Here is a 17,671-nt window from a genome sequence, read left to right on the forward strand (position 1 = left end):
GAAAGCAAGACCATGGCAGAGATTGTCAAGATCATTGGCCGCGAGGTGATGGACTCCCGCGGTAACCCCACCGTTGAAGCTGAAGTACACCTGGCCGACGGCAGTGTGGGTATGGCTTGCGCCCCCAGCGGCGCCTCCACCGGTACCCGCGAAGCCCTGGAGCTGCGCGATGGTGACAAGAGCCGCTACCTGGGCAAGGGCGTGCTGACCGCCGTTGCCAACATCAATGGTCCCATCGCCGAGGCCCTGGTGGGCAAGAACGCCCTGGAGCAGGAAGCCCTGGACCGCCTGATGATCGAGCTGGACGGCACCGAAAACAAGGCCAAGCTTGGCGCCAATGCCATCCTGGCCGTGTCCCTGGCCAACGCCAAGGCCGCCGCCGCCAGCCAGAACAAGCCCCTGTACGCCTGGATCGCCGAACTGAACGGCACCGCCGGCCAGTACTCCATGCCGGTGCCGATGATGAACATCCTCAACGGCGGCGAGCACGCCGACAACAACGTCGACATCCAGGAGTTCATGGTCCAGCCGGTGTCCGCTCCCTCCTTCCGCGAGGCCCTGCGCATGGGCGCCGAGATCTTCCACGCCCTCAAGAAGGTGCTGCAGGCCCAGGGCCTGAACACCGCCGTGGGTGACGAAGGCGGCTTCGCCCCCAACCTGGCCTCCAACGCCGACGCCCTGGCCGTGATCAAGCAGGCCGTTGCCGATGCCGGCTACCAGCTTGGCAAGGACGTGACCCTGGCCCTGGACTGCGCCGCCTCCGAGTTCTACAAGGACGGCAAGTACGTGCTGGCCGGCGAGGACAAGTCCTTCGATTCCGAAGGCTTCGCCGACTACCTGGCCGAGCTGAGCGCCCAGTACCCCATCGTCTCCATCGAAGACGGCCTGGACGAGTCCGACTGGGACGGCTGGAAGGTGCTGACCGACAAGCTGGGTACCAAGGTGCAGCTGGTGGGTGACGACCTGTTCGTGACCAACACCAAGATCCTCAAGGAAGGCATCGACAAGGGCATCGGCAACAGCATCCTGATCAAGTTCAACCAGATCGGCTCCCTGACCGAGACCCTGGAAGCCATCCGCATGGCCAAGGACGCCGGCTATACCGCCGTCATCTCCCACCGCAGTGGCGAGACCGAGGATGCCACCATCGCCGATCTGGCCGTGGGCACTGCCGCCGGCCAGATCAAGACCGGCTCCCTGTGCCGCTCCGACCGCATCGCCAAGTACAACCAGCTGCTGCGCATCGAAGAGCAGCTGGGCGAGGCCGCCCTATACCGCGGCCTGGTGGAGATCAAAGGCCAGGGCTAAGAACCCGAAAGCTTGGTAGAATGGAAAGCCGCCAACTCTGGCGGCTTTTTTTATGGGAACCACGCCTCCTTTTGCGGCTCTATAGACTCCATGCACAGCCAGGAACTGCTCACCTTAAAGCAAGCTATTGAAAAGCCAGGGGCTTATTGGCCCTGGCTGGCGGTTGCCGTGGTGGTGCACCTGCTGCTGCTGTGGGGCCTGGGCCGGCACTGGACCCTGCCCAAGGCCCCCGAGTTCCGGCCGCCGTCCCTGAAGGCCCGGCTCTATCATCCGCCGCCCGAGCCGGTGGCCGAGTCCAGCCAGGCCAGCGGCGCCGAACAGCCCACCGAGCAGGCCCCGACCCAGACAGGTGAACAGTCCCCCGCCGGCGAGAGCCAGCCGGCCAGTGCGGAGCCGGGCGGCGCCAGCCGGGAGCCTGTGCCGGACAAGATGCCGCGCATCAGCCTGCCCGGCCGGGAGGCGCCCGAGCCCGGCCAGGGCGACCTGCAGAGCCGGTTGCGGCAGAGCCTTGAACGCATCCAGGGCCAGGCCCAGAGCCAATGGCTGCAGGAGCAGGAGCGCGGCCCAGAGGTGCTGCCCAGGCCCAAGCGCAAGCGCCGGGAAAGCCAGGTCATCGCCATGGGCGGCGACATGGAGCTGCACATCAACCCGGACGGCAGCTGCGCCGTGACCCAGACCATCCAGGGCCTGCAGGGGCCGGTGAAGGTGTGGATGGGCACCACCGGCTGCCCGGCGGACGGCCGCGTTACCCGGCAATGGCGGGAGGCCATCGCGAAACGCCTGGCCAGGTACAAGAACACTAATTAAAGCAATTACTTGCGAAGGGCTCTATAGTGAGAGCATGACCGAATCGGGGAGCAGGATCATGACCTTAGCCGCGCCCACAGTGATGCAACCCTCCTGGCCCGCCAGGCGGGTGCTGATCGGCCTGGCGCTGCTGGTGCTGGCGGTGTTCACGGTCTGGGATATCGTCTGGCTGGGCTGGTCCCACCCCCTGCTGCAGTGGCTGCTCAGCTGCCGCTTCGTGCTGCAATGGCTGCCGCTGCTGTCGCTGTTTTTCGCCAGCCTGCACACCCTGTCCGAGCACCAGTTCCGCCGCCAGCAATGGTGGTGCTGGGTGCTGGTAGGCCTGGGCACCGCCATCATCACGGTGCTGCCGGCCTTCCACCAATTGCCGGTGCTGAGCTTCAACGGCCAGTTCATCCTGCTGCTGTTCGGCTTCTTCGTCACCACCCTGCACTGGCCCCAGAAGCTGGCGGCGGCGCTGATCGTGATCCTTTGCCAGCTGGGGCTGGTCATGATGGCCGAGGGCTTCAGCGACCAATGGCTCAACCACGGCATCTACCTGGGCATGGCGCTGGTGGTGGGGGGCGTGGCCTCGGTGCAGCACGACCAGCTGGTGGAGGCGGTACATGACCAGACCAAGCGCCTGCGGCACATGGCCGAGACCGACGCCCTGACCGGCATCGACAACAGGTACAGGTTCGAGCGCCATTTGGATACCCTGATCGACCAGGGCGCGCCCTTTGCCCTGGCCATCATCGACGTGGACCACTTCAAGGCCTACAACGACGAGGCCGGCCACCTGGCCGGGGACCAGTGCCTGGCCAGCCTGGCCAAGCTGCTCAGCGATGACGGCCACCAGCACCTGGCCCGCTACGGTGGCGAGGAGTTCGTGGCCTGGCAGCCCGTGGAGAGTTTCGAGGAGGCCGAGGCCTGGGGCGAGGCCCTGGTCGCCAAGGTGCGCAATGCCCAGATGCTGCACCCCTGTTCGCCCCAGGGGCCCTGGCTGACGGTCAGCGTCGGGGTGACCCTGGCCCAGGACAGCAACAGGCGCGCCATACTGAGCCGGGCCGACGCCGCCCTCTACGAGGCCAAGGCCCAGGGACGAGACAGAGCCGTATTCAAAGTGCCACAAGGAGAGAACGCGTGAGTCAAAGATGGACCAGCCAGCACCCGCAGTTGCTGCAGCTCTACACCCTGCCCACCCCCAATGGTCAGAAGGTCTCCATCGCCCTGGAGGAGCTGGGCATTCCCTACGAGGTGCACCGGGTGGACATCGGCCGTGATGAGCAGTTCCTGCCCGAGTTCCTGGCCATCAACCCCAACAACAAGATCCCGGCCATAGTGGATCCCGACGGCCCCGACGGCGAGCCCCTGACCCTGTTCGAGTCCGGCGCCATCCTGCTGTACCTGGCCGAGAAGACCGGTAGGCTGCTGCCCGCCGAGCCGGCCCGGCGCATCCAGTGCATCCAGTGGCTGATGTTCCAGATGGCCGGCATCGGTCCCATGTTCGGCCAGTTCGGCCATTTCCATAAATACGCCGGCGACAGGTGCAACCACCCTTATCCCAAGGCCCGCTACGGCAACGAGGCCAGGCGGCTGCTGGGGGTAGTGGAACAGCGCCTGGCAGGCCGCAAGTTCATCATGGACGACGACTTCACCATCGCCGACATCGCCACCTTCCCCTGGGTGGATTGCCTGATCCGCTATTACGACGCCGCCGACCATCTTGGCCTGGACAACTATCCGCAGCTGATGGACTGGTACCGGCGCTGCATGGCCAGGCCGGCCAGCCAGCGCGGCAAGGACGTGGGTGGCGAGTAACGGCCTGCTCTGGGTGGGCGGCCGGGCATTCCAATTGCCCGGCTCTGCCACCATAATAGGGCTCCAAAAGCACAGGGGGCAGAATGCGCATCTTCACTCTGCTGTTGCTGGTCCTGCTGGGGCTGTTGCAGTACCGCCTCTGGTGGGGCGACAACAGTGTCCAGGAACACCTGCAGCTCAAGGCCGACATCAAGCGGGTCCAGGCCCAGAACGCCGAGCTTCGCAAGCGTAACCAGCTGATGTACGTGGAAGTGCAGGATCTGCGCTCGGCCACGGCCGCCCTGGAAGAACGGGCCCGCAAGGAGCTGGGCATGATCCGTGAAGGCGAGACCTTCTACCGCGTCATTCCGGCCCAGACCAATTAAGCATGAACAAGACACAGAAACTGGCCGTGGTGGTGCCTGCCGCCGGGGTAGGGCGCCGCATGGGCCAGGACATTCCCAAACAGTATTTGCTGCTGGACGGCCAGCCGATCCTGGGGCGGACCCTGGCGCGGCTGCTGGCCTGCGAAGAGGTGGGCCTGGTGGTGGTGGCCCTGGGCGAGGACGACCCCTGGTTCGAGGCGCTGCCGCTGGCCAGGGACCCCCGTATTCTCAAGGTTCGGGGCGGCGCCGAACGGGCCCATTCGGTGTTGGCCGGCCTCAAGGCCCTGGATGAGCAGGCCTATCCCTGGGTCATGGTCCACGACGCTGCCCGGCCGCTGGTCACCAATACCGATCTGGTCCTGCTCATGGACCAGGCCCGCCAGGGCCGGGGCGCCATACTGGCGGCGCCGGTGGTGGACACCATGAAGCTGGCGGACGAGACCGGCAGCATCGACGGCACCGTACCCAGGGAAAGGCTATGGCGGGCCTTCACCCCCCAGTGCTTCCCCACCGCCGCCCTGCGCCAGGCCTTGGAGCAGGGCCTGGCCGACGGTGCCGCCATCACCGACGAGGCCTCGGCCATGGAACGCCAGGGCCACAAGGTGGCGCTGGTGGCCGGCCGGGAAGACAACATCAAGATCACCAATCCCCGGGATCTGGCCCTGGCAGAGTACCTGCTGGCCGCCCAGGAAAGAGAAGGCATAGCATGATGCGCATAGGTCACGGTTTCGACGTGCACAAGTTCGGCGGCGACAAGCCGCTGATCCTGGGGGGCGTCACCCTTCCCCATCACCAGGGCCTGCTGGCCCATTCCGACGGCGACGTGGTGCTGCACGCGGTCTGCGACGCCCTGCTGGGCGCCGTGGGCCTGGGCGACATAGGCCGCCACTTCCCGGATACGGATCCCAAGTGGAAAGGGGCCGACTCCCGGGATCTGCTGCGCCAGGTGGTAAGCCTGGTCAGCGAGCGCGGCTACCGGCTCGGCAACCTGGACGTGACCATAGCGGCCCAGGCGCCGAAGATGGCCCCCCATATCGAGGCCATGCGCGCCGTCATTGCCGAGGACCTGCAGGGCGCTGTGGAGGCGGTCAACGTCAAGGCCACCACCACAGAGCGGCTCGGCTTCGTGGGCCGCGAGGAGGGCATCGCCGTGCACGCCGTGGTGCTGCTGGAGGCCCTGGCATGAACTGGGCGTACGCACATGGCAAGCCCAAGGCCAAAGGCGTTATCCGCAGCCAGTGGCAGGACTTCGTGGTCACCGAGGAGCTGGGCTTCGAACTGAGCGGCGAGGGCGAGCACCTCTGGGTGGAGATCGAGAAGCAGGGCCTGAACAGCCAGGACGTGATCCGCCTGCTGGCCAAGGCCGCCGGCATCCCCCAGCGCCAGGTGGGCCACAGCGGCCTCAAGGACAAGCACGGCGTCACCCGCCAGTGGTTGTCGCTGTGGCTGCCCGGCAAGGCGGCGCCGGATCTCAGCGGCCTCGAAAGCGAACAGCTGCGCATCCTGCAGGTGCACAAGCACAACCGCAAGCTCAGGCCCGGCAGCCACAGGGCCAACGGCTTTATCCTCAAGGTCAGGGAGCTGGCGGATGCCGAGGCGCTGGCAGAGCGCCTGGCGCTGATCCAGGCCCAGGGCGTGCCCAATTACTTTGGCGAGCAGCGCTTCGGCTTCGATAACCACAACCTGGAACTGTTCCGCCAGCTGGTGGACGGCCAGCCCATGCGCAAGAACCGCCAGTCCATGGCCATCTCCGCCGCCCGCTCCTGGCTGTTCAACCAGGTGGTGTCCAGGCGCATCGAACAGGGCCTGCACAGGACCGTCCGGCCCGGCGACTGCCTGATGCTGGCCGGCTCGCGCAGCCGTTTCGTGGCCAAGGCCGAGGAGCTGGCCGAGCTGCAGCGGCGCCTGGCCGAGCGGGATCTCAACCTGAGCGCGCCGCTGTGGGGCCAGGGCGAACCGGGCGCCGAAGGCGAGGCCGCCGACTGGGAACGCCAGGCCCTGGCCGATCAGGCGGAATTCATGGCCGGCCTGGAGGCCATTGGCGCCGACATGGACCGGCGGCCGCTGTGGCTCTACCCGGCGGACATGAACTGGCAGCTGGCGGGTGACGAGCTGCAGCTGAGCTTCAGCCTGCCCTCCGGCGCCTTTGCCACCAGCGTGCTCAGAGAGCTGGTATGTTATCAGGACCATTTCCGAGCCGAGGTGAAGGATGCGGATACTGCTCAGTAACGACGACGGGGTCCATGCTCCGGGCATAGCGGCCATGGCCAGGGCCCTGGCGGCCCTGGGCGAAGTCAGGGTGGTGGCGCCGGATCGCAACTGCAGTGGCGCCTCCAACTCCCTGACGTTGGAGAACCCGCTGCGGGTACAGCAGCTGGAAAACGGCTTCCATGCCGTCAAGGGCACCCCCACCGACTGCGTGCACCTGGCCATCAACGGCCTCTGGGACGACTGGCAGCCGGATCTGGTGGTGGCCGGCATCAACGCCGGCGCCAACCTGGGCGACGACGTGCTCTACTCCGGCACCGTGGCGGCGGCCACCGAAGGGCGCCACCTGGGCCTGCCCGCCGTGGCGGTGAGCCTGGTCGGCCGCGCCCTCAACCACTACGATACCGCCGCCGAGGTGGCCACCAGCATCATCCGCGAGCTGCCCCACCATCCGCTGCCGCCCATGCACATCCTCAACATCAATGTGCCGGATCTGCCCAGGGACGAGCTGAGCGGCGTACAGGTGACCCGGCTCGGCTACCGGCACCGGGCCGAGTCCATGATCAACACCAGGGATCCGGCCGGCCGTTCCATCTACTGGCTGGGCCCGCCGGGCAGCGGCGCCGACGCCGGCCCGGGCACCGATTTCGACGCCATCAACCAGGGCAAGGTGTCGGTGACGCCGCTGCAGATCGATCTCACCGCCCACCGCATGCTGGCGCCCCTGGCGGGCTGGATAGACAAAATCAAACCTTGAGTGGAGTCATGGCCATCAAAACCACCGGCCAAGTGGGCCGTCTGATAGACCAGTTGCAACGGGAAGGGATCCGCGACCAGCAGGTGCTCAAGGCCCTGGCCGAGGTGCCGCGCCAGCTGTTCGTGGACGAGATCCTGGTTCACAAGGCCTACGAGAACACCGCCCTGCCCATAGGCGAGGGCCAGACCATCTCCCAGCCCTACATAGTGGCGCGCATGACCGAGCTGCTGCTGTCGCTGGGGCCCTGCCGCAAGGTGCTGGAGATAGGCACCGGCTCCGGCTACCAGACGGCGGTGCTGGCCAGGCTCTGTGAGCAGGTATTCAGCGTCGAGCGGATAAAATCCCTGCAGTACCAGGCCAGGCGCCGGCTGCTGCAGCTGGATCTGCACAACGTCAAGATGAAGCACGGCGACGGCTGGAAGGGCTGGCGCAGCCAGGCTCCCTTCGACGGCATCCTGGTGACGGCGGCGCCGGCGGAGCTGCCGGTGGCGCTGCTGGAACAGCTGGCCGACGGCGGCGTGCTGGTGGTGCCCGTGGGCACCGACCGGCAGGTACTGAAGCTGATCCAGCGCCAGGGCGATCGCTTTGTGGAACAGGACATGGAATGGGTACGCTTCGTGCCCTTGGTGAAAGGGGATTTGCAGTGAGGATCTTTTCAGCCCTCTACGACAGGGTCATGCTCTGGGCCCGCCATCCCAGGGCCAGTGTGTTCCTGGGCACCATGAGCTTCGCCGAATCGGTGATATGGCCGGTGCCCGTCGACGTGATGCTGGCACCCATGGCCCTGGCCAAGCCCCAGCAGGCCTGGCGCTACGCCCTGATCGCCACCCTCACCTCGGTGCTGGGTGGCCTGTTCGGCTATGCCCTGGGCTGGCTGCTGTTCGAGCCCGTGGTCATGCCGCTGATCCAATGGGCCGGCTATGAAGACAAGCTGGCCAGGACCCAGGCCTGGTTTGCCGACTACGGCATCTGGGTGATCCTGCTGGCGGGCTTCTCGCCGCTGCCCTATAAGGTGTTCACCGTCACCGCCGGCCTGATGCAGATGATGCTGCTGCCCTTCATGCTGATGTCCCTGGTGGGCAGGGCGGCCCGCTTCTACCTGGTGGCCGGGCTGATGAAGGCTGGCGGCGCTCGCATGGAAGCCAGGCTCAGGCACATCATCGACTGGCTGGGCTGGGCCACGATAGTGCTGGCCCTGGTGCTCTACCTGTTGCTGAGGTAACGGCCGATGCGGGGAGCTCTGCTGGCGTTCCTTGTGCTGCTGGCCGGTTGCAGTGCCGACCGGCCGGCGCCGGTGAGCTCCCTGTCCTCCAACAAGCCCCTGGCCCGGGTAGTCAACTACGAGCCCATCAAGGGCAACAGCTACCGGGTCAAAAAGGGCGACACCCTCTATTCCATCGCCTTTCGCTCCGGCCAGGACTACCGGCAGCTGGCCAAGCGCAACGGCATAGCCGCCCCCTATCGCATCTTTCCCGGCCAGATCATCAGGCTGTCATGGACGGCCCCTAAGGTGGCAAAAAAGCCGCCCACCTCATCTGGTCCGAGCACTCAGAGCCGGTCACCTAAAAAGGTTGAACAGAAAACAACCAGGGCGTATGGTCAAAGCAAAGGTAACAAAAATGTTAACAGCCAGCCGGCCGTTGGCAGCAGTGTTACCAGGCAGTGGCGATGGCCCGTCCAGGGCAAGCTGATCGCCGGTTTTTCCCACCGCCAGGACGGCAACAAGGGCATCGATATCAGTGCCCCCAGGGGAACGCCGGTTCGCGCCACCGCCGCCGGCAAGGTCGTTTATGCCGGTAGTGCCCTGCGGGGGTACGGGCGCCTGGTCATCATCAAGCACGATGACGATTACCTCAGTGCCTATGCCCATAACGACAGCCTGCAGGTCAAAGAACAACAGTGGGTCAAGGCGGGTCAAATAATAGCCCGTGTGGGTGATTCCGATAGCGAGACCGTCAAGCTACATTTCGAGATACGTTATCGCGGAACCGCAATTAACCCACTGAAAAAGTTAAAAAAATAATAATCCAATAACTAGGGAGTCTAGCGCAGAACTGAGCAACAACGTGGGTCCACCACCATATATGGGAGGCATGACTATGGCCCGGAAAAACGCCAAAAAAGCCGTAACGGAATCGGAAGTGGATGTCAGGGAGCAGGGGAAAGCCAAGCGCAGCCCCGCCAAGGACGAGGAGATCACCAGCGAAGACTTCCAGAAGAGTCTCGATGCCACCCAGCTGTACCTCAGCGAGATCGGCTTTTCGCCACTGCTGACGGCAGACGAAGAAAAATTCTATTCCCGCAAGGCCCTCAAGGGCTGCGAAGCTTCCCGCAAGCGCATGATCGAGAGCAACCTGCGCCTGGTGGTGAAGATAGCCCGCCGCTACAACAACAGGGGGCTGGCGCTGCTGGACCTCATCGAAGAAGGCAACCTCGGCCTGATCCGCGCCGTGGAAAAGTTCGATCCCGAACGCGGCTTCCGTTTTTCCACCTATGCCACCTGGTGGATCCGCCAGACCATAGAGCGGGCCATCATGAACCAGACCCGCACCATCCGCCTGCCCATCCATGTGGTCAAGGAACTGAACGTCTACCTGCGTACCGCCCGTGAACTGTCCCACAAGCTGGACCACGAGCCGACCGTGGAGGAGATCGCCACCAGCCTGGACAAGCCGGTGGACGACGTGGCCAAGATGCTGCGCCTGAACGAGCGCATCAGTTCGGTGGACACCCCCATCGGCGGTGATTCCGACAAGGCGCTGCTGGACGTCATCGCCGACGAAAAGGAAATGGGACCGGAAGGGGAGCTGCAGGACACCGACATCCGCAAGAGCCTGGTGAAATGGCTGGACGAACTCAATTCCAAGCAGCGGGAAGTGCTGGCCAGGCGCTTCGGCCTGCTGGGCTACGAGCCGGCCACCCTGGAAGACGTGGGCCGGGAGATCGGCCTGACCCGGGAGCGGGTCCGGCAGATCCAGGTGGAGGCGCTGCGCCGGTTGCGCGAGCGCCTGGCCCAGGAAGGCCTGAACTCCGAGGCGCTCTTTACCGACTGAGCCGGGGCTCGGCCCCTAGAGGCTGGCCTTGAGTTCGAACAGCAGTGCCAGGGCCTGCCTGGGACTGAGATCATCGGGATCGATGGCCTTGAGCCTGGTGATCACCTCGGGATCCTCATTGAGAGCCAGCGACAGCTGGCTTTCTGTTTTTTCTTCCCTTGCCAGCGGCGCCTCGGCGGCCGCTCCTTGGCTCTCCAGCTCCTGCAGCTTGTGGCGGGCCCGGCTCACCACCGCCTTGGGCACCCCGGCCAGCAGCGCCACCTGCAGGCCGTAGCTGCGCGAGGCCGGGCCGCTCTGCACCGCATGCATGAAGGTGACGCTGTCCTCGTGCTCCACCGCGTCCAGGTGCACGTTGTCGACACCGTCCAGCTGCTCGGCCAGGGCGGTCAGCTCGAAATAGTGGGTGGCGAACAGGGTCAGGCTGCGGCAACGTTCGGCCAGCTCCACGGCGCAGGACCAGGCCAGGGACAGGCCGTCGTAGGTGGAGGTGCCGCGGCCGATCTCGTCCATCAGCACCAGGCTGGCGGGGGTGGCGTTGTGCAAAATGGTGGCGGTCTCGGTCATCTCCACCATGAAGGTGGAGCGGCCCGAGGCGAGATCGTCGGCGGCGCCGATGCGGGTGAAGATCCTGTCTACCAGGCCGATGCGGGCCGCCTCGGCCGGCACGAAACTGCCCATGTGCGCCATCAGGGTGATCAGCGCCGTCTGGCGCATGTAGGTGGACTTGCCGCCCATGTTGGGGCCTGTCACCACCAGCATGCGCCGCTCTGGGCTCAGGGCCACAGGGTTGGCGATGAAGGGCTCGTCCAGTACCTGCTCCACCACAGGGTGGCGGCCGCCGTCGATGCGGATGCCGGCCTCGGCCACCAGCTCCGGACGACAGTAGCCCAGGGATTCGGCCCGCTCGCAGAGGGTGTTCAGCACGTCCAGCTCGGCGGCGGCGGCGGCCATGCGCAGCAGCTCGTCCAGGTGCGGGTGGATGGCGTCGAACAGCGCCTCATAGAGCTGCTTCTCCAGGGCCAGGGCCTTGCCCTGACTGGTCAGCACCTTGTCCTCGTATTCCTTGAGTTCGGGGATGATGTAGCGCTCGGTGTTCTTCAACGTCTGGCGGCGCATGTACTCCAGGGGGGCGTTGCCGGCCTGGGCCCGGGAGATCTCGATGAAATAGCCGTGCACCTTGTTGTAACCCACCTTGAGGGTGGACAGGCCGGTGCGCTCCCGCTCCCGCAGTTCGATGCGTTCCAGGAAGTCGGTGGCGCCCTTGGCCAGGGCGCGGTATTCGTCCAGCTCGGCGTGGTAGCCGGCCTTGATCACGCCGCCGTCGCGGATGATGACCGGCGGATTGTCGATGATGGCCCGCTCCAGCAGCTCGTGGAGCTGTGGCAGGGGGCTGAGATCCCGGGCCAGGGCGGCCAGGCGTGCGCTGTTGGCTTCGGCCAGCAGATCCTGCAGCAGCGGCAGGGTGCCAAGGGCGTTCCTGAGCCTGACCATGTCCCTGGGCCGGGCCGAGCGCAGGGCTACCCGCGCCAGTACCCGCTCTATGTCGCCCACCTGCCTGAGGCCGTCCCGAAGCGGCTCGGCCAGGGCCGCATCCTGCAAGGCACCGATGGTATCCAGGCGGCCGTTGATGGTGTCCAGGCAGCGCAGCGGCCTGTGGATCCAGCGCTGCAGCAGCCGCGAGCCCATGGCGGTGGCGCACTTGTCCAGCACCGCCGCCAGGGTGTTCTCGGTCTGGCCGGACAGGCTGACGGTCAGCTCCAGGTTGCGCCTGGTGGCGGCGTCCAGCACCACGGCGTCGTCTTCGGTTTCCATCTTGATGCCGCGGATATGGGGCAGGGCGGTGCGCTGGGTGTCCTTCAAATACTGCAGCAGGCAGCCGGCGGCGCACAGGCCCAGCCTGGCGTCCTGGACCCCGAAGCCCACCAGATCCTGGGTACCGAACTGGCCGGTGAGGGTGCGCTGGGCGGTGTCGAGGTCGAACTCCCACTGGGGCCGGCGGCGGATGCCGGCACGGTCGCCCAGCTGGCTGGCGTCATAGTCTTCCGGGTAGAGCAGCTCGGCCGGGTTGGTGCGTTGCAGCTCGGCCCTGAGGGCTTCCAGATCGGCGGGCTCGCTGACCACGAAGCGGCCCGAGGCCACGTCCAGGGTGGCGTAGCCGTAGCGGCCCTTGCGCTCGAACAGGGCCGCCAGCAGGTTGTCGCGGCGCTCCTTGAGCAGGGCCTCGTCGGAGAGGGTGCCTGGGGTGACGATGCGCACCACCTTGCGTTCCACCGGCCCCTTGGCGGTGGCGGGATCGCCTATCTGTTCGCAGATGGCCACCGACTGGCCCAGCTCCACCAGGCGGGCCAGGTAACCTTCCACCGCATGGTAGGGCACCCCGGCCATGGGGATCTTGCTGCCGCCGCTCTGGCCGCGGGCGGTCAGGGAGATGTCCAGCAGCTCGGCGGCGCGCTTGGCGTCGTCGTAGAAAAGCTCGTAGAAATCGCCCATGCGATAGAACAGCAGCACGTCGGGGTGCTGGGCCTTGATGCGCAGATATTGCTGCATCATGGGGGTATGGCTTTCGATGGGTTGCGAGGTCATCTGGGCTGTCTGCATAATGGAAATCACAAGCCAGACAGTCTACCAGAACGAGTATTTTCCGTATGCATGAGAAGGCCCCGGCCGTCGAGGATTTGGCCAGTGAACTGGGCGTGCGCCTGAAGGCCCTGGGCAAGAGGGTGACCACCGCCGAGTCCTGCACCGGTGGCCTGGTGGCGGCGGCCATCACCTCGGTGGCGGGCAGCTCCAGCTGGTTCGACGAAGCCTTCGTCACCTATGCCAATGCCGCCAAGCTGCGCCGGCTCGGGGTCAGCGATCAGAGCCTGGCCCGGGACGGTGCCGTCAGCCAGGCGGTGGTGGAGCAGATGGCCAGGGGCGCACTTGAGGCCGCCGGCGCCGATCTGGCCGTGGCCATCAGCGGTATCGCCGGCCCGGACGGCGGCAGCGCCGACAAGCCGGTGGGCACCGTCTGGTTGGCCTGGGCCAGCGAGCAGGGGGTGACCAGCCGCAAGCTGGTCTTCGACGGCGACCGCCAGGCGGTGCGCCAGCAGGCCACGGCGGCGGCCCTGCAGGGCCTGCTGGAAAGCCCTGCCTTAAACAGGGCTTGATACTGTACGGTCATACAGTATACTTGACCTCAATTCCTTATTACTCAGTCTCCGGTTGGACCGGACATCGTGGAGCAGCTATGGACGACAACAAACAGAAGGCCCTTACCGCGGCCCTGGGTCAGATCGAACGTCAATTTGGCAAGGGATCCATCATGCGCCTGGGTGACGCATCCGTGCTGGACATCGAATCGGTCTCCACCGGTTCCCTGACCCTGGATATCGCCCTGGGCATCGGCGGCCTGCCGTTCGGCCGTATCGTCGAGATCTACGGTCCCGAATCCTCCGGTAAGACCACCCTGACCCTGCAGGTCATCGCCGAAGCCCAGAAGGCCGGCAAGACCTGTGCCTTCGTGGATGCCGAACACGCCCTGGATCCCGTCTATGCCCGTAAGCTGGGCGTGAACGTGGACGAGCTGCTGGTGTCCCAGCCCGATACCGGCGAGCAGGCCCTGGAGATCTGCGACATGCTGGTGCGCAGCGGCGCCGTGGACGTGGTCATCGTCGACTCCGTCGCCGCCCTGACCCCCAAGGCCGAGATCGAAGGCGAGATGGGCGACTCCCACGTGGGCCTGCAGGCGCGCCTGATGTCCCAGGCCCTGCGCAAGCTCACCGCCAACATCAAGAAGTCCAACACCCTGTGTATCTTCATCAACCAGATCCGCATGAAGATCGGTGTCATGTTTGGCAACCCCGAGACCACCACAGGCGGTAACGCCCTCAAGTTCTATTCCTCCGTACGCCTGGACATTCGCCGCATCGGTGCCATCAAGGACGGCGACGAAGTGGTGGGTAACGAGACCCGGGTCAAGGTGGTCAAGAACAAGGTGGCGCCGCCGTTCAAGCAGGCCGAATTCCAGATCCTCTACGGCCAGGGCACCAGCAAGGAAGCCGAGCTCATCGACCTGGGCGTGGCCAACAAGCTGGTCGACAAGTCCGGCGCCTGGTACGCCTACCAGGGCGACAAGATAGGCCAGGGTAAGGCCAACGCCGTGCGCTTCCTGAAGGAAAACCTGGACGTGGCCGCCGAGCTGGAAGCCAAGCTCCGCGAGATGCTGATGCCCCAATCCCAGCCCCAGGGTGAAGAGGCCCAGCTGGAAGAGGCCGGAGAAGAGATCTGAGTCAGGACGATATCGAGCAGGCGGCCCTTCGCCTGCTCTCCCTTCGCGAACACAGCCCCCGCGAGCTTGCCAACAAACTGGCTCGTCGGGGCTTTTCTTCATCTGAAATTCAGCCCCTCCTTGAGAAGCTGCTTGCGCATGGCTGGCTGGACCATTACCGTTATGCCGAAAGCGCCCTGCGGCGCCTGCTGGGAAAAGGCTATGGCCCAATGCGGGTGATGGCCGAGCTGACCCAGAAGGGGATCCCCGAGGCCATCCAGCGCCAGGTACTGGCCGAGTCCGAGCCGGACTGGTTTGAGCTGGCACAACAAGCCTATAATAAGCGGTTTTCCGACACGGCCATTGGTGACCGCAAGGACTGGGCCAAGCGCGCCCGCTACCTCAGTTACCGGGGATTCACCAACGAACAGATCATGGAAGTGCTGACACAGGCCAGTGGTCAGTGCGACTAGAAGTGACACTAAGGCAATTTTGATGAGCATGACCAGCGCTGATATTCGTGACGCCTTCCTGGCGTATTTCGAGAGCAAGGGCCACCAGGTGGTCCCGTCCAGTTCCCTGATCCCGGGCAACGATCCCACCCTGCTGTTTACCAATGCCGGCATGGTGCCCTTCAAGGACTGTTTCCTGGGTGCCGAAAAGCGGGCCTACACCAGGGCCACCAGCTCTCAGCGCTGCGTTCGTGCCGGCGGCAAGCATAACGACCTGGAAAACGTCGGCTATACCGCCCGTCACCACACCTTCTTCGAGATGCTGGGCAACTTCAGCTTTGGCGACTACTTCAAGGAAGACGCCATTGCCTATGCCTGGGAATTCATCACCGAAAGCCTCAAGCTACCCAGGGAAAAGCTGTGGGTGACCGTCTACGAAAGCGACGACGAGGCCTACGACATCTGGCACCAGAAGATGGGCGTGCCCACCGAGCGCATCGTCCGCATCGGCGACAACAAGGGTGCCCCCTACGCCTCCGACAACTTCTGGGCTATGGGCGATACCGGTCCCTGCGGTCCCTGCACCGAGATCTTCTTTGATCACGGCGAAGACATCTTCGGTGGCCCTCCGGGCAGCCCGGACGAGGACGGCGATCGTTACATCGAGATCTGGAACATCGTCTTCATGCAGTACAACCGCCACGGCGATGGCACCATGGAGCCGCTGCCCAAGCCGGCCGTGGATACCGGCATGGGCCTGGAGCGCATCGCCGCCATCATGCAGGGCGTGCACTCCAACTATGAGATCGACATCTTCCAGACCCTGATCAAGGACGCCGCCCTGGCCGTGGGCAGCGACGACCTGGAAAACAAGTCCCTGCGCGTCATCGCCGACCATATCCGCTCCTGCGCCTTCCTGATCGCCGACGGCGTCATGCCCTCCAACGAGGGCCGCGGCTACGTGCTGCGCCGCATCGTGCGCCGCGCCGTGCGCCACGGTGCCCAACTGGGTGCCGGTGAACCCTTCTTTTACAGGCTGGTGGCCAGCCTGGTGGCGGTCATGGGCGCTGCCTACCCTGAGCTGGCCGAGAAGCAGGCCATCATTGAGAAGGCCCTGCTGCTGGAGGAAGAACAGTTCCGCAAGACCCTGGAGCGTGGCCTCAAGCTGCTGGACGAAGCCCTGGAAGAGCTCGAAGGTGACGTGCTGCCCGGCGAGCTGGTGTTCAAGCTCTACGACACCTACGGCTTCCCGGCCGACCTGACCGCCGACGTGGCCCGTGAGCGCATGCTCACCATAGACCACGCCGGCTTCGAGGCGGCCATGAACGAGCAGCGCCAGCGCGCCAAGCAGGCCTCCAGCTTCGGCATGGACTACAACAACCAGATCCGCCTGGACGAGAGCACCGACTTCAGCGGCTACGACCAGGTTGAAGACAGCGCCACCGTCACCGCCCTGTTCGTGGACGGCCAGCAGCAGGGCAGCGCCAGTGCCGGCCAGGGCATTGCCCTGGCCCTGGCCAAGACCCCCTTCTACGCCGAATCCGGCGGCCAGGTGGGCGACACCGGCCGCATTCTCGGCGACGGCTTCGAGATCGCCGTCAAGGACACCACCAAGGTCGGCAGCGCCTTCCTGCACCACGGTGAGGTGATCAGCGGCACCGTCAAGGTCGGCGACCAGGCCAAGGCCCTGGTGGACCAGGCCCGTCGCGACGCCATCCGCCTCAACCACTCCGCCACCCACCTGCTGCACGCCGCCCTGCGCAAGGTGCTGGGCGAGCACGTGACCCAGAAGGGCTCCCTGGTCCAGGCCGACCGGCTGCGTTTCGACTTTTCCCACTTCGAAGGCGTCAAGGCCGAGGAGCTGCGTGAGGTGGAGCGCCTGGTCAACGCCGAGGTCCGCGCCAACCACGCCGTCGGTACCCGCCTGATGAACCTGGACCAGGCCAAGAGCGCCGGCGCCATGGCGCTGTTTGGCGAGAAGTACGACGATGACGTGCGCGTCGTGGACATGGGTGATTTCTCCATCGAACTCTGTGGCGGTACCCACGTCGAGCGCACCGGCGACATCGGCCTGTTCAAGATCATCTCCGAAGGCGGCATCGCCGCCGGCGTGCGCCGCATCGAGGCGGTGACCGGCGCCGGCGCCATGGCCTGGCTGGAAGAGCGTGAAGCCATGCTGGGCCAGCTGGCTTCCTCCCTCAAGACCGACGTGGCCGGCCTGCCCGAGCGCATCAATCAGCAGCAGAAGGCGGTCAAGGAGCTGGAGAAGCAGCTGGAGCAGGCCAACGCCAAGCTGGCCTCCCAGGCCGGCAGCGCCCTGGTGGACCAGGCCGAGGACATCGGCGGCGCCAGGCTGCTGGTGGCCGAGCTCAAGGGCGCCGATCCCAAGGGCCTGCGCGACCTGATGGACCAGCTCAAGCAGAAGCTGGACGATGCCGTCATCGTGCTGGCCATCCCCGGCGACAACAAGGTCAGCCTCATCGCCGGTGTTTCCAAGTCACTGATCGGCAAGGTCAAGGCCGGCGAGCTGGTGAACATGGTCGCCCAGCAGGTGGGCGGCAAGGGCGGTGGCCGCCCCGACATGGCCCAGGCCGGCGGCAGCCAGCCCGAGGCCCTGCCCCAGGCCCTGGCGTCCGTGAAGGACTGGGTACAGGAACGCCTCTGACAGGGAG

16 protein-coding genes and 2 pseudogenes are annotated in these 17,671 nt (G+C 65.5%); 17 read left to right on the forward strand and 1 reads right to left on the reverse strand.

Annotation, left to right across the window (positions count from 1 at the left end):
- Window positions 1-12 precede the first annotated feature (12 nt).
- The 13 genes and pseudogenes from eno to rpoS all read left to right on the forward strand — a co-directional run.
- Window positions 13-1,308, forward strand: coding sequence for a phosphopyruvate hydratase (gene eno, locus WDB71_RS03525; protein WP_341503264.1), 1,296 nt, complete (start codon window positions 13-15; stop codon window positions 1,306-1,308).
- Between the two features lie 90 nt (window positions 1,309-1,398).
- The gene (locus WDB71_RS03530; protein ID WP_341503265.1) at window positions 1,399-2,115 is read left to right on the forward strand and encodes a hypothetical protein; all 717 of its coding nucleotides are present in this window, start codon (window positions 1,399-1,401) and stop codon (window positions 2,113-2,115) included.
- 58 nt (window positions 2,116-2,173) lie between these two features.
- Entirely contained in the window at window positions 2,174-3,241 is a 1,068-nt protein-coding gene (locus tag WDB71_RS03535; protein WP_341503266.1) for a diguanylate cyclase, read from the forward strand.
- A complete protein-coding gene (locus tag WDB71_RS03540; RefSeq protein WP_341503267.1) occupies window positions 3,238-3,915 on the forward strand; it encodes a glutathione S-transferase N-terminal domain-containing protein in 678 nt (225 codons plus the stop codon). Before WDB71_RS03535 ends, WDB71_RS03540 begins: the two co-directional genes overlap by 4 nt.
- Before the next feature lie 83 nt (window positions 3,916-3,998).
- Window positions 3,999-4,280, forward strand: a complete 282-nt coding sequence (gene ftsB / locus WDB71_RS03545; protein WP_341503268.1) for a cell division protein FtsB — start codon at window positions 3,999-4,001, stop codon at window positions 4,278-4,280.
- Window positions 4,281-4,282: 2 nt separating this feature from the next.
- Complete coding sequence (gene ispD, locus WDB71_RS03550; RefSeq protein ID WP_341503269.1) at window positions 4,283-4,990, forward strand: 2-C-methyl-D-erythritol 4-phosphate cytidylyltransferase; 708 nt, start codon at window positions 4,283-4,285, stop codon at window positions 4,988-4,990.
- Window positions 4,990-5,466 (forward strand): 2-C-methyl-D-erythritol 2,4-cyclodiphosphate synthase, encoded by a 477-nt coding sequence (gene ispF / locus WDB71_RS03555; RefSeq protein ID WP_341504177.1) that lies wholly within the window; start codon window positions 4,990-4,992, stop codon window positions 5,464-5,466. Before ispD ends, ispF begins: the two co-directional genes overlap by 1 nt.
- Window positions 5,463-6,509, forward strand: coding sequence for a tRNA pseudouridine(13) synthase TruD (locus WDB71_RS03560; RefSeq protein WP_341503270.1), 1,047 nt, complete (start codon window positions 5,463-5,465; stop codon window positions 6,507-6,509). Before ispF ends, WDB71_RS03560 begins: the two co-directional genes overlap by 4 nt.
- A complete protein-coding gene (gene surE / locus WDB71_RS03565; protein ID WP_341503271.1) occupies window positions 6,490-7,245 on the forward strand; it encodes a 5'/3'-nucleotidase SurE in 756 nt (251 codons plus the stop codon). The genes WDB71_RS03560 and surE overlap by 20 nt, the downstream gene beginning before the upstream one ends.
- Window positions 7,246-7,253: 8 nt before the next feature.
- Window positions 7,254-7,892, forward strand: a complete 639-nt coding sequence (locus WDB71_RS03570) for a protein-L-isoaspartate(D-aspartate) O-methyltransferase (RefSeq protein WP_341503272.1) — start codon at window positions 7,254-7,256, stop codon at window positions 7,890-7,892.
- Window positions 7,889-8,467, forward strand: a complete 579-nt coding sequence (locus tag WDB71_RS03575) for a YqaA family protein (protein WP_341503273.1) — start codon at window positions 7,889-7,891, stop codon at window positions 8,465-8,467. The genes WDB71_RS03570 and WDB71_RS03575 overlap by 4 nt, the downstream gene beginning before the upstream one ends.
- A 33-nt stretch (window positions 8,468-8,500) precedes the next feature.
- The gene (locus tag WDB71_RS03580; protein WP_341503274.1) at window positions 8,501-9,268 is read left to right on the forward strand and encodes a peptidoglycan DD-metalloendopeptidase family protein; all 768 of its coding nucleotides are present in this window, start codon (window positions 8,501-8,503) and stop codon (window positions 9,266-9,268) included.
- 157 nt (window positions 9,269-9,425) lie between these two features.
- Window positions 9,426-10,298 (forward strand): annotated as a pseudogene (rpoS, locus tag WDB71_RS03585) (RNA polymerase sigma factor RpoS); the annotation flags it as partial.
- Window positions 10,299-10,313: 15 nt separating this feature from the next.
- Here rpoS and mutS read toward each other — a convergent pair.
- Window positions 10,314-12,881 (reverse strand): DNA mismatch repair protein MutS, encoded by a 2,568-nt coding sequence (gene mutS, locus WDB71_RS03590; protein WP_341503275.1) that lies wholly within the window; start codon window positions 12,879-12,881, stop codon window positions 10,314-10,316.
- Window positions 12,882-12,943: 62 nt separating this feature from the next.
- Here mutS and WDB71_RS03595 point away from each other — a divergent pair, with 62 nt between their 5' ends.
- From WDB71_RS03595 to alaS, 4 genes and pseudogenes are all read left to right on the forward strand, one after another.
- Window positions 12,944-13,447 (forward strand): nicotinamide-nucleotide amidohydrolase family protein, encoded by a 504-nt coding sequence (locus WDB71_RS03595; protein ID WP_341503276.1) that lies wholly within the window; start codon window positions 12,944-12,946, stop codon window positions 13,445-13,447.
- An 80-nt stretch (window positions 13,448-13,527) separates the two neighbouring features.
- Window positions 13,528-14,508 (forward strand): annotated as a pseudogene (recA, locus tag WDB71_RS03600) (recombinase RecA); the annotation flags it as partial.
- Window positions 14,509-14,696: 188 nt separating this feature from the next.
- Complete coding sequence (locus WDB71_RS03605) at window positions 14,697-15,020, forward strand: regulatory protein RecX (protein ID WP_341504178.1); 324 nt, start codon at window positions 14,697-14,699, stop codon at window positions 15,018-15,020.
- 22 nt (window positions 15,021-15,042) lie between these two features.
- On the forward strand, window positions 15,043-17,664 hold the full coding sequence (gene alaS / locus WDB71_RS03610; protein ID WP_341503277.1) for an alanine--tRNA ligase: 2,622 nt from the start codon (window positions 15,043-15,045) through the stop codon (window positions 17,662-17,664).
- Window positions 17,665-17,671: the final 7 nt, after the last annotated feature.

Origin of the sequence: Gallaecimonas sp. GXIMD4217, assembly GCF_038087665.1 — a bacterium.
Taxonomy (GTDB): Bacteria; Pseudomonadota; Gammaproteobacteria; order Enterobacterales; family Gallaecimonadaceae; genus Gallaecimonas.

Coding starts and splice junctions, on each gene's coding strand:
- eno (WP_341503264.1), top strand. CDS start 13: ATGGCAGAGATTGTCAAGATCATTGGCCGCGAGGTGATGGACTCCCGC.
- WDB71_RS03530 (WP_341503265.1), top strand. CDS start 1,399: ATGCACAGCCAGGAACTGCTCACCTTAAAGCAAGCTATTGAAAAGCCA.
- WDB71_RS03535 (WP_341503266.1), top strand. CDS start 2,174: ATGACCTTAGCCGCGCCCACAGTGATGCAACCCTCCTGGCCCGCCAGG.
- ftsB (WP_341503268.1), top strand. CDS start 3,999: ATGCGCATCTTCACTCTGCTGTTGCTGGTCCTGCTGGGGCTGTTGCAG.
- ispD (WP_341503269.1), top strand. CDS start 4,283: ATGAACAAGACACAGAAACTGGCCGTGGTGGTGCCTGCCGCCGGGGTA.
- ispF (WP_341504177.1), top strand. CDS start 4,990: ATGCGCATAGGTCACGGTTTCGACGTGCACAAGTTCGGCGGCGACAAG.
- WDB71_RS03560 (WP_341503270.1), top strand. CDS start 5,463: ATGAACTGGGCGTACGCACATGGCAAGCCCAAGGCCAAAGGCGTTATC.
- surE (WP_341503271.1), top strand. CDS start 6,490: ATGCGGATACTGCTCAGTAACGACGACGGGGTCCATGCTCCGGGCATA.
- WDB71_RS03570 (WP_341503272.1), top strand. CDS start 7,254: ATGGCCATCAAAACCACCGGCCAAGTGGGCCGTCTGATAGACCAGTTG.
- mutS (WP_341503275.1), bottom strand. CDS start 12,881: ATGACCTCGCAACCCATCGAAAGCCATACCCCCATGATGCAGCAATAT.
- WDB71_RS03595 (WP_341503276.1), top strand. CDS start 12,944: ATGCATGAGAAGGCCCCGGCCGTCGAGGATTTGGCCAGTGAACTGGGC.
- alaS (WP_341503277.1), top strand. CDS start 15,043: ATGAGCATGACCAGCGCTGATATTCGTGACGCCTTCCTGGCGTATTTC.